Annotated in this window: 15 protein-coding genes; 3 read left to right on the top strand and 12 right to left on the bottom strand. The window is 57.5% G+C overall.

From position 1 onward, the window contains the following. Nucleotides 1–92 precede the first annotated feature (92 nt). The 7 genes from JFU37_RS29140 to rplM all read right to left on the bottom strand — a co-directional run bounded on the left by JFU37_RS29140 (nucleotide 93) and on the right by rplM (nucleotide 4980). Nucleotides 93–506 carry a ClpXP protease specificity-enhancing factor gene (locus JFU37_RS29140; RefSeq protein WP_201120581.1) on the bottom strand — a complete coding sequence of 138 codons (414 nt, stop codon included), beginning with the start codon at nucleotides 504–506 and terminating at the stop codon, nucleotides 93–95. Nucleotides 507–522: 16 nt separating this feature from the next. Next, a complete protein-coding gene (locus JFU37_RS29135; protein WP_007905304.1) occupies nucleotides 523–1140 on the bottom strand; it encodes a glutathione S-transferase N-terminal domain-containing protein in 618 nt (205 codons plus the stop codon). Nucleotides 1141–1290: 150 nt separating this feature from the next. Continuing rightward, nucleotides 1291–2073, bottom strand: a complete 783-nt coding sequence (locus JFU37_RS29130) for a cytochrome c1 (protein WP_201120580.1) — start codon at nucleotides 2071–2073, stop codon at nucleotides 1291–1293. Then, nucleotides 2073–3284 (bottom strand): cytochrome b, encoded by a 1212-nt coding sequence (locus JFU37_RS29125; protein ID WP_201120579.1) that lies wholly within the window; start codon nucleotides 3282–3284, stop codon nucleotides 2073–2075. Before JFU37_RS29125 ends, JFU37_RS29130 begins: the two co-directional genes overlap by 1 nt. Continuing rightward, nucleotides 3284–3877, bottom strand: coding sequence for a ubiquinol-cytochrome c reductase iron-sulfur subunit (gene petA / locus JFU37_RS29120; protein WP_201120578.1), 594 nt, complete (start codon nucleotides 3875–3877; stop codon nucleotides 3284–3286). Before petA ends, JFU37_RS29125 begins: the two co-directional genes overlap by 1 nt. 267 nt (nucleotides 3878–4144) lie before the next feature. Further along, a complete protein-coding gene (rpsI, locus tag JFU37_RS29115) occupies nucleotides 4145–4537 on the bottom strand; it encodes a 30S ribosomal protein S9 (protein WP_003216038.1) in 393 nt (130 codons plus the stop codon). 14 nt (nucleotides 4538–4551) lie between these two features. Beyond that, entirely contained in the window at nucleotides 4552–4980 is a 429-nt protein-coding gene (gene rplM, locus JFU37_RS29110; RefSeq protein WP_007905295.1) for a 50S ribosomal protein L13, read from the bottom strand. Between the two features lie 245 nt (nucleotides 4981–5225). Here rplM and JFU37_RS29105 point away from each other — a divergent pair, with 245 nt between their 5' ends. Then, nucleotides 5226–6266 (top strand): NADP(H)-dependent aldo-keto reductase, encoded by a 1041-nt coding sequence (locus tag JFU37_RS29105; RefSeq protein WP_201120577.1) that lies wholly within the window; start codon nucleotides 5226–5228, stop codon nucleotides 6264–6266. A 109-nt stretch (nucleotides 6267–6375) separates the two neighbouring features. Here the strand turns inward: JFU37_RS29105 and JFU37_RS29100 are convergent, their stop codons facing one another. Further along, on the bottom strand, nucleotides 6376–7512 hold the full coding sequence (locus tag JFU37_RS29100; protein WP_201120576.1) for an acyl-CoA dehydrogenase family protein: 1137 nt from the start codon (nucleotides 7510–7512) through the stop codon (nucleotides 6376–6378). Between the two features lie 243 nt (nucleotides 7513–7755). On the opposite strand from JFU37_RS29100, the gene JFU37_RS29095 reads away from it, so the two are divergent. Further along, a complete protein-coding gene (locus tag JFU37_RS29095) occupies nucleotides 7756–8652 on the top strand; it encodes a GlxA family transcriptional regulator (protein WP_201120614.1) in 897 nt (298 codons plus the stop codon). A 158-nt stretch (nucleotides 8653–8810) separates the two neighbouring features. Here the strand turns inward: JFU37_RS29095 and zapE are convergent, their stop codons facing one another. From zapE to JFU37_RS29080, 3 genes are all read right to left on the bottom strand, one after another. After that, nucleotides 8811–9905 carry a cell division protein ZapE gene (zapE, locus tag JFU37_RS29090; RefSeq protein WP_201120575.1) on the bottom strand — a complete coding sequence of 365 codons (1095 nt, stop codon included), beginning with the start codon at nucleotides 9903–9905 and terminating at the stop codon, nucleotides 8811–8813. A 91-nt stretch (nucleotides 9906–9996) separates the two neighbouring features. After that, nucleotides 9997–11352: a tryptophan--tRNA ligase gene (locus JFU37_RS29085; protein ID WP_201120574.1), complete on the bottom strand. Its 1356-nt coding sequence runs from the start codon at nucleotides 11350–11352 to the stop codon at nucleotides 9997–9999. A 24-nt stretch (nucleotides 11353–11376) separates the two neighbouring features. Continuing rightward, nucleotides 11377–12006, bottom strand: a complete 630-nt coding sequence (locus JFU37_RS29080) for an alpha/beta hydrolase (RefSeq protein ID WP_201120573.1) — start codon at nucleotides 12004–12006, stop codon at nucleotides 11377–11379. 144 nt (nucleotides 12007–12150) lie between these two features. Here JFU37_RS29080 and JFU37_RS29075 point away from each other — a divergent pair, with 144 nt between their 5' ends. Beyond that, entirely contained in the window at nucleotides 12151–12585 is a 435-nt protein-coding gene (locus tag JFU37_RS29075) for a YhcB family protein (protein ID WP_123365671.1), read from the top strand. Between the two features lie 270 nt (nucleotides 12586–12855). Here JFU37_RS29075 and JFU37_RS29070 read toward each other — a convergent pair whose 3' ends face one another. Beyond that, nucleotides 12856–13557 carry an OmpA family protein gene (locus tag JFU37_RS29070; protein ID WP_201120572.1) on the bottom strand — a complete coding sequence of 234 codons (702 nt, stop codon included), beginning with the start codon at nucleotides 13555–13557 and terminating at the stop codon, nucleotides 12856–12858. Nucleotides 13558–13651: the final 94 nt, after the last annotated feature.

The raw sequence follows: 13651 nt of genomic DNA, 5'->3' as shown, positions 1-13651 counted from the left end.
TCGTTAACGTCCTTCGCGAGCAAGCTCGCTCCTACACAGTTTGAAGGTGGTGAAGTAATAAAAAAGGCGATCCTTTCGGATCGCCTTTTTTATTACTTCACCACCTTCAAACTCGGTCGACCGCTGGGACGCGGCGGCTCACTATCGGGTGGCGGAAGGTCATCTTCCGGCTCGATCTCTTCCTCGTCTTCCATAGGCGATTCCAGATCGAACACCATGCCCTGACCGTTCTCCCGGGCGTAGATGCCCAGGATCGATGCGATAGGCACGTACAGGGTGTGCGGCACGCCACCGAAGCGCCCTTCGAAGCTGACCGCTTCGTTGTCCATGTGCAAATGACGCACGGCTGCCGGTGATACGTTCAGGACAATCTGTCCGTCACTGGCAAAACCCTGAGGCACCTGCACCGACGGATACTCGGAATTGACCAGCATGTGCGGGGTGCAATCGTTGTCCACAATCCACTCATAGAGCGCGCGGACCAGATAAGGTCGACTGGAGTTCATAGCGGCTCCTTAAGCCTTAGCGCATATCGCGTTCGACACCAGACAGACTCGCCTGGAAAGCCTCACGCGCAAACGAGCGCTCCATGTAATCAAGCAGCGGCTTGGCAGGCCGCGGCAGTTCTATACCCAGAATCGGCAATCGCCAGAGTATTGGCAATAGGCAGCAGTCCACCAGACTTTGTTCCTCGCTGAGGAAAAACGGCTTGTCGGCAAACAACGGCGACACGCCTGTCAGGCTTTCGCGCAGCTCTTTACGAGCCACGACACGGGCTGCCTCCTTGGTCCGCGAATCCAGGATCAGATCCACCAGACCACACCAGTCACGCTGAATACGATGAATCAGCAGACGGCTGTTGGCACGCGCCACAGGATAAACCGGCAGTAAAGGCGGGTGCGGGTAACGCTCATCCAGATATTCCATCACCACGGTCGACTCCCACAACGCCAGGTCACGATCGACCAGGGTGGGCAAGCTGCCGTAAGGGTTCACTTCAATCAGTTTAGGCGGCTGGCGACCAGCTTCCACGTAAATGATCTCGGCGCTGACACCCTTCTCTGCAAGTACGATGCGCACTCGGTGGGAATAGTGGTCGGCGGGGTCGGAGTAACAGGCCAACCGATTGGTCACGCCCATGGCGGTCCTCCTCGCTTGTTGAAATTATCGGAAGCGGAAAAACGCGCGCGCCCAGAGAGCGCCTCCCGTAACACCTGGAACACCAGGCTCGTTACACCTTCAGAGACACCCTTGGGCGCGCGCGATCAACAGCAATTACTTACAGCTTTATCAATGGACGTCTTTCCAGTATTCACGCTTGAGCAAATAAGCGAATACGAAGAAGAACGCCAGGTACAGCAACACATAGGTACCGATGCGCTGATGCTGCAGCTTCACCGGGTTGGCCGAATAGGCCAGGAAGGTCACCAGATTCTTGACCTTCTCGTCGAACTGCTCTTGAGTCAGCGCGCCGGTTTTCGGCAGAACGGTCAACTGGTCGCACGCTTCATGAGTCAGAGGCGTACCCGTCAGCGGATCGAATTGCTTCTTGCCGTCTTCGACGATTTGAACTTGTTTACAGCCTACCACCTGACGACCCTGCAGGCCGACCAGAACGTTTGGCATCCCGACGTTCGGGAAGACCTTGTTGTTCACACCCCAAGGGCGCGCCGGGTCTTCATAGAACGAACGCAGGTAGCCATAGAGCCAGTCAGTGCCACGAACGCGAGCGACCAGGGTCAGGTCCGGCGGTGCCGCACCAAACCACGTCTTGGCGTCAGCCGGCTGCATGCCGATGCTCATGTGGTCGCCGATCTTGGCGCCGGTGAACACCAGCTTCGAGAGCATCAGGTCATGAGGAATGCCCAGATCATCGGCAACCCGCTCATAACGCTGGAACTTGGCGCTATGGCAGCCCATGCAATAGTTGGCGAATGTACGCGCGCCATCCTGCAGTGCAGCCTTGTCGGAAACGTCGATGTCGACCTTTTCCAGCTCAGGACCACCGTGTTCAGCCGCGAAGGACAGCACAGGCAAAGCAGCAAGAATCAATACAGCAAATAGCTTTTTCATCAGCCAGTCACCCTTTCCGGAACCGGTTTGGTCTTCTCGAGCCTGGTGTAGAACGGCATCAGGATGAAGTAGGCGAAGTACAGGAAGGTACACACCTGCGACAGCAACGTACGTTCCGGGGTAGGCGCCATGACACCCAACCAGCCAAGAATCACGAAGGAGATGCAGAACACCCAGAGCCAGATCTTGCTCAGCCAGCCCTTATAGCGCATGGACTTGACCGGACTTCGGTCGAGCCAGGGCAGGACGAACAGCATGGCGATCGAAGCACCCATGGCAACAACGCCCATGAGCTTGTCCGGAATCGCACGCAGAATCGCGTAGAACGGGGTGAAGTACCAGACCGGAGCAATGTGCTCTGGGGTCTTGAAGGCGTTCGCCACTTCAAAGTTCGGCTTCTCGAGGAAGTAGCCGCCCATTTCCGGGAAGAAGAACACGATCGAGCAGAAGATGAACAGGAACACCACCACGCCGACGATATCTTTCACGGTGTAGTACGGGTGGAAGGCAATGCCGTCCAGCGGTACGCCGTTCTCGTCTTTGTGTTTCTTGATGTCCACGCCGTCCGGGTTGTTCGAGCCGACTTCGTGCAGCGCCAGAACGTGCAGCACCACCAGACCGAGGATCACGATCGGCAAGGCCACGACGTGCAGGGCGAAGAAGCGGTTCAGGGTAATACCGGAAATCAGGTAGTCACCACGGATCCACTGGGTCAGGTCGTTACCGATAACCGGAATCGCACCGAACAGCGAGATGATCACCTGGGCACCCCAGTAGGACATCTGGCCCCACGGCAGCAGGTAACCCATGAAGGCTTCAGCCATCAGCGCCAGGTAAATCAGCATGCCGAAGACCCACACCAGCTCACGCGGTTTCTGGTACGAACCGTACAGCAGGCCACGGAACATATGCAGATAAACCACGATGAAAAACGCCGAAGCGCCGGTGGAGTGCAGCAGACGCAGGATCGAGCCGTACTCGACATCGCGCATGATGTATTCGACGGAAGCAAAGGCTTCTTCCGCCGACGGGGTGTAGCTCATGGTCAGCCAGACACCGGTAACGATCTGGTTGACCAGAACGAGCAGCGCCAGGGAACCAAAGAAATAGAAGAAGTTGAAGTTCTTCGGGGCGTAGTACTTGCTGAGATGGTCTTCCCACATTTTGGTCGCGGGAAAGCGCGCATCAACCCAATCCATGAACTTGCTCATCACGCTTTCTCCGTATCGACGCCAATGACAATGATGTCATTGGTCTCATAGGAATGCGGGGGAACTGGCAGGTTCAAAGGCGCAGGTTGCGACTTGTAGACGCGGCCAGCCAGATCGTAGTGGGAACCGTGGCAAGGGCAGAAATAACCACCCACCCAGTCTTTGCCCAGATCCGCAGGTGCCACTTCAGGGCGGAAAGTCGGCGAGCAACCCAGGTGCGTGCAGATGCCGATCAGCAGCAGAACTTCTGGCTTGATCGAACGTGTTTCCGGGTCGACATAAGTCGGTTGTGTCGAGTTCTTGGAGGTAGGGTCAGACAGCTGGCCCTCGATCTTCTTCAGATTCCCCAGGATTTCCGCGGTACGGCGGACAATGAACACCGGCTGACCGCGCCACTCAGCAATCATTTGCTGACCTGGCTCGATTTTGCTGACATTCACTTTCACCGGTGCACCTGCGGCTTTCGCCTTGGCACTGGGAAACCATGACCCCACGAACGGGACCGCAGCCCCCACCGCTCCTGCAGCACCCACCACGGATGTGGCTGCTACCAAGAAGCGACGCCGGCCTGCATTCACGCCGTCATTGCTCATTCAGTCCTCTCCCATCAGCTTTGTGGCCTGTTAAATCAGGCATCTACTAAGTAAAAATCTGAACTTATAAAAATTTTGCCGAATGGTAATGAAAAGCCCCAATTCTGACAAGGTAATTACCGAAGGGCTCCACTGCCAAGCCTTGCAGTATAGGGGCTCTACGGCTGTGGCAAGTTGTCACAGCGCAATTCTTTAATAAATCGCGCCCATAAAAAAACGCCCAGCTCCGAGAGGAAACTGGGCGTTCTTTTTGAACGCGAAAGCGAATTAACGCTTCGAGTACTGCGGACGCTTACGCGCTTTACGCAGACCAACTTTCTTACGTTCAACTTCACGAGCATCGCGAGTAACGAAGCCAGCTTTGCGCAGAGCGCCACGCAGGGTTTCGTCGTACTGCATCAGTGCGCGAGTGATACCGTGGCGGATTGCGCCAGCTTGACCACTTACACCACCACCGATCACGGTGACGTAGATGTCGAATTTCTCGACAGTCTCAGTCAATTCCAGCGGCTGACGAACTACCATGCGGGCAGTTTCGCGGCCGAAGAAATTTTCCAGGGTGCGGTTGTTGATGGAGATGTTACCAGTGCCCGGACGCAGGAAAACGCGTGCGGTTGCGGTCTTGCGACGGCCAGTGCCGTAATTTTGAGTCGCCGACATAATGAACTATTCCGTTAAAACTTCAGTTCTTGGGGCTGCTGAGCAGTATGAGGGTGTACAGCGCCCGCATAGACTTTCAGCTTACGATACATGTCGCGACCCAGCGGGTTCTTAGGCAGCATGCCTTTGACCGCGGTCTCGATCACGCGCTCAGGGGCTTTAGCGATCAGCTTTTCAAAGTTGATCGACTTGATGCCGCCCGGGAAACCGGAGTGGGAGTAGTAGATTTTATCGGTGGTTTTAGCACCGGTTACACGAATCTGCTCGGCATTGATAACGACGATGTAATCGCCGGTGTCAACGTGAGGAGTGTACTCAGCTTTATGCTTGCCACGCAGACGGCTCGCGATTTCGGTGGCCAGACGACCCAGGGTCTGACCTGCAGCGTCGACGACAAACCAGTCGCGCTGTACTGTTTCCGGTTTAGCAGTAAAAGTTTTCATTCTTTATAGCCTCAGGGGCCGCCCTGTAAATTAGACGGCGGATCTTACTGAATAGTGCGTACTTTGACAAGTCAAAGGCAGCCGGATACAGACGCTTTCGGGGGCTCGGGTCGGCGCGTCCGTTCAACGGCAAGATTCTTCGGCGGCGGCGCATCACTTCCACTGCAGAAAGAGGTGCGCAATTATGCAGATTGCGAAAAATAATTCAACCTGCTTTTATGATTGTTTTGCCCAAGGAGCATCCGATGGACTATCGACAGCTAGGCCGAACCAATCTGAATGTGAGTGCCATCTGCCTCGGAACCATGACCTGGGGCGAGCAAAACAGCGAGGCTGAAGCCTTCGCCCAGATTGAACGGGCCAAAAGCGCCGGGATCAATTTCATCGACACCGCCGAGATGTACCCGGTGCCGCCCAAGGCCGAAACCTACGCCTCCACCGAACGCTACATTGGCAATTACTTCAAAAGTCGTGGCGATCGCGCCGACTGGATCCTGGCCAGCAAAATCGCCGGCCCCGGCAACACCATCGACTACATCCGCGACAAAAACCTGCGACATAACCGCCAGCACATCACCGAAGCAGTGGATGCCAGCCTCAAGCGCCTGCAAACCGATTACATCGACTTGTACCAATTGCACTGGCCAGAGCGCAGCACCAACTTCTTCGGTCAGCTCGGCTACAAGCACAAGATCGAAGCCAACCTCACGCCGCTGGAGGACACCCTCGAAGCACTGGACGAACAGGTGAAAGCCGGCAAGATTCGCCACATCGGCCTGTCCAATGAAACGCCGTGGGGCACCATGCGCTTCCTCGCCCTGGCCGAAGCCCGTGGCTGGCCGCGCGCGGTATCGATCCAGAACCCGTACAACCTGCTCAACCGCAGTTTCGAAGTCGGCCTGGCGGAAATCGCGATCCGTGAACAATGCGGCCTGCTCGCCTATTCGCCGCTGGCGTTCGGTTTCCTGTCGGGTAAGTACGAAGGTGGCGCACGCCCACCGAAAGGCCGCCTGAGCCTCTACAGCCGCTTCAGCCGCTATTTCAATCCACAATCGGAAGCAGCCTGCAGCCGTTATGTGGCACTGGCACGTGAACACGGTCTGGATCCGGCGCAGATGGCGCTGGCATTCGTGACGCAGCAACCGTTCGTCACCAGCAACATCATCGGCGCGACGACGATGGAGCAACTGGAGAGCAACATTGCCAGTTTTGATCTGAAGCTTTCCGACGAAGTGCTGGAGGGGATTGAGGCGATTCACAAGGATCACCCGAACCCGGCACCGTAATTTGCGGTGATCCCGAAAAGATCGCAGCCTGCGGCAGCTCCTACATGGGCTTGACGTACACCCTGTAGGAGTTGCCGCAGGCTGCGATCTTTTCATCCATCAAAGAGATTTAAAGCGACCGCGCAATAATCTCCTTCATGATTTCATTGGTCCCGGCATAGATGCGCTGCACCCGCGCATCCGCCCATGCCCGGGCGATCGGGTATTCCCACATAAACCCGTAACCGCCATGCAACTGCACGCATTCGTCGAGCACCCTGCATTGCAGGTCCGTGCCCCAGTACTTGGCCATCGCCGCTGTCGGCACATCCAGCTTGCCCTGCAGATGCAATTCCAGGCAGCGATCGACGAAGACGCGACCGATCTGAATCTCGGTCGCCATCTCCGCCAATTTGAACCGAGTGTTCTGGAAATCGGCGATCGCCTTGCCGAACGCTTTACGCTCGCGGGTGTAATCCAGCGTCCATTGGAGCCCGGCCTCCGCCGAAGCCACCCCGCCGATGGCGACGGTGAGACGTTCCTGCGGCAGCTCCTGCATCAGGTAGGCAAACCCCATCCCGGCCTGGCCGAGCAGGTTTTCCTTGGGCACTCGCACGTCCTGAAAGAACAATTCCGACGTGTCCTGGGCCTTCATGCCGACTTTTTCCAGACGTTTGCCCTTGGCGAAGCCCGGGGTGTTGGCTTCCACCAGGAACAAGCTGGTGCCCTTGGCGCCGGCCTTCGGATCGGTCTTGGCGACGACAATCACCAGGTCAGCGAGATAGCCATTGGTGATGAAGGTTTTCGAACCGTTGATCACGTACTCGTCGCCATCCAGCACCGCGGTCGTTTTCACCCCTTGCAGGTCGGAACCGGCGCCCGGCTCGGTCATCGCAATCGCGGTAACCATCTCGCCAGAGACCAGTTTTGGCAGGTATTTGTGCTTCAGTACTTCACTGCCGTAATGCAGGATGTAAGGCGCAACGATGTCCGAATGCAGAGAAAAACCGATACCGGTCAGGCCAAGACGCCCCACCTCTTCGATCACCACCGCACTGTAAAGAAAGTCTGCTCCCAGCCCGCCGTATTCTTCAGGCAGATGCGAACACAACATCCCCGCCTCCCCCGCCTTGTTCCAGAGTTCACGGTCGATATACCCCTGCTTTTCCCATTGCCCATGAAACGGCACCGCCTCTTTTTCGAAGAACGTTCGCACGCTGTCACGAAAAAGTTCGTGCTCGGAACTGAACAAGGTTCTGGGGATCATGCGGCACCTGTCGTTATTGTCAGAGAGAATCGACCTCAGAGACTAAGCCTCGTATCCGATACAGGACACTGGACACATCAGACAAAAAATAAGACGATCCAGCCGTCTGGTGACCACTTTCCCCTATAAGAATAAAGTTGAATTATGTCTAACCAAGTCTCCACGCCCTTGCGGCGCGTCTGCATCCTGGCTATCGACCGGGTTTTTGCATCCACCCTCATGCAAGCCAAGGATTTCTTTCACCTGGCAAGCCTGCGTTACGGCAAACAACTGGGCCACGGCCTGACTCCAGCGTTCGAAACCCGACTGGTCAGTCCCGACGGAAAGCCAGTGAACAGCTTCAGCGATGTGATGATGCCGGTGGACGGCGGGCTGGAAAACGCCGATATCATTATCCTTCCCGCCTTCTGGGACGATTTCGAAACCCTTTGCCAACGTTATCCACAGGTCCTGCCATGGCTGCGCCAGCAACATGCGCGCGGCGCAGTGCTCTGCGGCGAAGCGACCGGCGTGTTCTGGCTGGCCGAGGCCGGTTTGCTCGATGGCAAGGAAGCAACCACCTACTGGCGCTTCTTCAATGCATTTGCCGAGCGCTTCCCGAAGGTGCAACTCAATCAGGACAAGCACCTGACCGACGCCGACAACCTGTATTGCGCGGGCGGTACCACGTCGGCATGTGACCTGTACATTTACCTGATCGAGCGTTTCTGCGGCGCCAACGTATCCCAAGCTGTCGCGCGAGACATTCTGTATGAAGTGCAACGCAGCTACACCCCGGGAAGAATCGGTTTCGGTGGGCAGAAACTGCACCAGGACGTGATCATCCTGCAGATCCAGCACTGGCTGGAAGAACACTTCGCCGACAAATTCCGCTTCGAAGACGTCGCGCGTGAACACGGCATGAGCATTCGCAACTTCATGCGTCGCTTCCAGACCGCCACCGGCGACAAGCCCTTGCATTACCTGCAACGCCTGCGCATCGAAACCGCCAAGGGCTTGCTCTCCGGCAGCCGCAAAAGCATCAAGACCATCAGCTATGAAGTCGGTTACGACGATGCGAGCTTCTTTGCGCGGCTGTTTCGCCAGCATACCGAGCTGTCACCGAACCAGTACCGCCAGCAGTTTCAGCAGGCGGCGTAAACCACAAATCCCCTTGTAGGAGCGAGCTTGCTCGCGATGGTGTGTCAGTCGACATCAATGCAGCTGACACACCATCGCGAGCAAGCTCGCTCCTACAGGGGAAATTCCGCGCACAAAAAAGGGCCTGATGCAGGCCCTTTTTTATTTTCCGGATCGTCCTACGGCTTGTGCGCCCGGGACAGAAATTCGTGTGACTGCATTTCCAGCAGACGGCTGAGGGTGCGCTGGAACTCAAAGTTCAGGCGACCACCGGTGTAGAGGTCTTTGAGCTCGACTTCAGCAGAAATGATCAGCTTTACGTTACGGTCGTAGAACTCATCGACCATGTTGATAAAGCGTCGGGCGATGTCGTCGGTGGTGACGCTCATCTGCTCGACACTGCTGAGCAACACGGCGTGGAAGATTTTGCCCAGTTCGATGTAATCGTTCTGGCTGCGCGGGCCGTCGCAGAGTTCGCGGAAGTCGAACCAGGCCACGTCATCACATGTGCGCAAGGCACGGATTTCACGGTTCTCGATCATCAGCACGTCGTTCTCGATGGCTGCCGTGCATTCCGGCGTCAACGCGCGAAAGCTTTTGCGCAGGCTTTCGTGAGACGCTTCGTCGAGCGGGAAGTGGAACAGTTCGGCTTGTTCGAGGTGACGCAGACGGTAGTCGACGCCGCTGTCGACGTTGACGATCTCGGTGTTCTGCTTGATCAGCGCAATGGCCGGCAGGAAGCGGGCACGTTGCAGGCCATCCTTGTACAGACCGTCTGGCACGATGTTCGAGGTCGCGACCAGCGTCACACCGTTCTTGAACAGCTCTTCCATCAGCGTACCGAGGATCATCGCGTCGGTAATGTCGGACACGAAGAATTCATCGAAGCAGATGACCCGGGCTTCATCGGAGAAGCGCTTGGCGATGATGGTCAGCGGGTTTTTCTCGCCGCCGAGGGTCTTCATCTCTTCGTGCACACGCTTCATGAAGCGGTGGAAGTGCGTCCGGACCTTGTCCTTGAACGGCAGCGCTTCGAAGAAGGTGTCGACCAGGTAGGTCTTGCCACGGCCAACGCCGCCCCAGAAGTACAGGCCCTTGACCGGCGCCTGCTCTTTCTTGCCAAACAGTTTGCCGAACAGGCCCGGTTTGCTCTCCGAGGCCGCGACCAGATCGTCATACAGGCGCTGCAAATGGCGCACGGCAGTTTCCTGCGCGGCATCATGGAAGAATTCCGGGCGTTTCAGATCAGCTTGATATCTTTCTAGGGGCGTCATAATTCGTTAGCAAGGCAACAAAAACGGGCCGTCACTGTAGCGACGGCCCGGAGGAATGGCAATCAGCCCTTGGTCGGACCGAGCCGCTGATTTATTCCTGAGCCGGCGTCAGAGCAACCCGCAACGCGTCAATGGCGACGTCGCGAGCGGCACTGTCAGCAAAGGTTGCGCTGTCGGCAACACACTCACCTTCCAGCCAGATGCTGAAGCTCAAGTCTTCGCTGCGCACGTCCAGCGGTTGGCCCGCTTGCAGTTGCTTGGTGACCTGACCGGCGGTTTTGCCATCGGCAAAGTTGCGCGACAGCAGCAGTTGCTCGCCATCGGCCGCCAGCAGACGGAAGCGGAAACTGCCGTCGTCCTCACGGAAACTGACGAAACGCGCCGCTTTTGCGGCTTTCTTCTTGGTGGTCGCTGCGACTTGTGTCTGGGCGACGAAAGAACGCAGGCCGACCGCTTCACGCAGTTCGTGAAGGAATGGCGTCGCCACAGAGCGGGCCTTTTTGGCGCCGATTTGCAGGATGTCTTCCAGATCCGCCGGACGCTCGATCAGCTTGTAATAGCGCTCACGAGCCTCGCCCAGCTCGCTGTCGAGCAGCTGGAACAGACGATTCTTCGCCTCGCCCCAACCCAGGCCCTGCAACAGTTCGCTGCGGAATTCGTCGGACTGCGCCGACGTGGCGAAGGCCTGAAACAGTGTGAACAAATGCGAATTGTCCGGATCTTTGGCTTCGCCCGGCGCACGGGAGTCGGTGACGATCCGCGAAATCGCGTCTTTCATCTCTTTGGCGCTACTGAACAACGGAATGGTGTTGTCGTAGCTCTTCGACATCTTGCGACCGTCGAGGCCTGGCAAGGTGGCGACGCTTTCTTCGATCAGCGCCTCGGGCATGGTGAAGAATTCTTTGCCCTGGCCGAACAGATGATTGAAACGCTGACCAATGTCGCGGGCCATTTCCACGTGCTGGATCTGGTCACGACCGACCGGCACCTTGTGGGCGTTGAACATCAGAATGTCGGCGGCCATCAGCACCGGGTAGCTGTACAAGCCCATGGTGATGCCGGCATCCGGGTCCTCGCCGGTTTCGACGTTCTTGTCCACCGACGCCTTGTAGGCGTGGGCGCGATTGAGCAGGCCCTTGGCGGCAACGCAGGTCAGCAGCCAGGTCAGCTCGGGGATTTCCGGGATGTCGGACTGGCGGTAAAAGGTTACGCGGTCCACATCCAGGCCACCGGCCAGCCAGGTCGCGGCGATTTCCAGACGCGAGCGCTGGATGCGCAGCGGGTCATCGCATTTGATCAGGGCGTGGTAATCGGCCAGGAAGTAGAACGAATCGGCATTGCTGTCACGGCTGGCCAGGATCGCCGGGCGGATGGCGCCGGCGTAGTTGCCCAGGTGCGGCGTGCCGGTGGTGGTGATGCCAGTGAGGATACGGGTACGAGTCGTCATGGGTAATCGCTTGTCAGACTGCAATCAATTCGAAAGACGCGGCAGGATCAGATCCTTGAGATCGGTCAGCTTGCCATGAAAAAAGTGTCCGCATTCTGCCACTTTCAGCAGCTCATGGGGGCGCTCAAGCGTGTCGGACCATTCATAAACGAGCTGCGGATCGATGACTTCGTCGGTTTCCGGTTGAATCAGGGTCAACTCACCCTGCTGCGGCAATTGATCCTGGTCACCCAGGCGCATGACCGCAGGCGCAACCATGAACACATGCTTGAGCTGCTCGCCCTTGGCTTCCAGGCGCCCGCCGAGACTTGCAGCAACAAAACCGCCGAAGGAGAAACCGAACAGGGTCAGCGGCAACTCAGGGTGCTTGGCTCGCAGCCATTGCGCTGCTGCCTGGGCGTCGTCGACTTCGCCAGTGCCCATGTCGTGCGTGCCTTCGCTGGCACCGACGCCACGGTAGTTGAAACGCAAAGTAATCAAACCGGCGTCGCGTGCGGTGCGTTGCAGGGTCGAGACCACTTTGTTGAGCATGGTGCCGCCCTGCACCGGGTTCGGGTGGCAGATCAGCGCAATGCCACGGGGCTCTTCGCTGTTCAGGTAAAGGGCTTCCAGTTGACCGACCGGGCCATCAATCACTACAGGGGTTTCGCGCATAAGCAAGGAAGGAACTCCGTGACCTCGAATCGGGTCGACTCGTCTAGCAAATTGTCTGTGCCAATCTATTGCGAGTGAATCGCGGTATACAGCGCAGGTTCGAGCCGTTAACGTAAAGCAAAGCCGTTTATAGAGGAAGGACTCGTGGAACACTCGCTCTTAGTTTGGTTGTTGCCGACTCTTGCCCTGGTTGTGGGTGTCGCCATTGGATTCCTGATCGCTCGCCTGGTGCCGAACGCTGCGCCTAGCAGCACGCAACGTCAGCTGGATGACGTTCAGGAACGTTTTGACAGTTATCAGAACGAGGTGGTCACCCACTTCAACAGCACTGCAACCCTGGTCAAGAAACTGACTCAGAGCTATCAGGAAGTGCAGGATCATCTCGCCGAGGGCGCCAACCGTCTGGCCCTGGACGAGCAAACCCGCCAACGCCTGCTGGCCTCCCTGCACGCCGACGCGGCAGCAGCCCCACGGGAGCGCCTGACGCCGCCGCGCAATCAGGAGCCGCCTCGCGACTACGCCCCAAAAGCCCCGAACGCACCGGGCATGCTCGATGAGCATTACGGCCTGAAAAAGTAATCAGGTTTCGCGCCGCACAAAAAAGCCCTCGGACAAGAAATTGTTCGAGGGCTTTTTTGTTGCTGATGTTTGGTTGCCTACTCTGGCCTCATCGCGAGCAAGCTCGCTCCCACAGTTGACCGAGTTGCTGGATAAGTACGCGGTCCCTGTGGGAGCGAGCTTGCTCGCGATGAGGCCAGATCTGTCGACACAAAAAAACGCCCGATCTGTTGAGGATCGGGCGGTTTTTTTTACGCCTGGGGTTCAGTCAGGTGGGTAAAGGGACTGCGTTTACTGCTGCGGATACTGCTGACCCGGGATCGCCTTGAGGTTGACCTCGACGCGGCGGTTCTGCGCCCGGCCATTGACGTCAGCATTGCTGGCAATCGGGCCATCCGGACCGGCGCCACGCGCCGACAGGTTGGCACCGCTCACGCCCTGCGACGTCAGATAAGTCGCCACGCTCTGGGCCCGACGCTGGGACAGGTCCATGTTGTGCTGACGGGCGCCGGTGCTGTCGGTGTAGCCAACGATCTCGATCTGGTTCTGGCTGAACTCCTTGAGCGAACCTGCCAGGCTATTCAGTGGCTGATAGAAGCTCGACGCGATATTCGCCGAATCGGTAGCGAATGTGATGTTGCCTGGCATGATCAGCTTGATCTGATCGCCCTGGCGTTGCACTTCAACACCGGTGTTGGCCATGCTGGCGCGCAGCTTTTTCTCTTGCTGGTCGGCGTAGTAGCCATAACCGGCGGCGGAAGCACCGCCCAGAGCCGCACCGATCAGCGCGCCCTTGCCACGGTTATCGTGGTTGATGGCGGCACCCGCCAACGCACCCGCCAAAGCACCGAGACCGCCGTATTTGGCGGTTTTGCTCATGCCTTGGGAGCCGCTATCAGCCTGACCCTGGTTATCGTAAGGGCTAGGCGAGGCGCAGCCAGATAGCAAGGCCACTGCGGTAGCGACAATAATCAAACGACGCGTGGTGAACATGAAGAGCTCCTACTTTTTTTGCATTCTGTGGTGCAACGGACTTAAGCATTGGACCTTTGCGGGCGTTGGATCATCTCGCCGGTCAAAAATTCCC

It is taken from the genome of Pseudomonas sp. TH41, from assembly GCF_016650695.1.
Taxonomy (GTDB): Bacteria; Pseudomonadota; Gammaproteobacteria; order Pseudomonadales; family Pseudomonadaceae; genus Aquipseudomonas.
The sequence above is the reverse complement of the archived record's forward strand: the minus strand, read 5'-3'. Positions and strand labels throughout refer to the sequence as shown.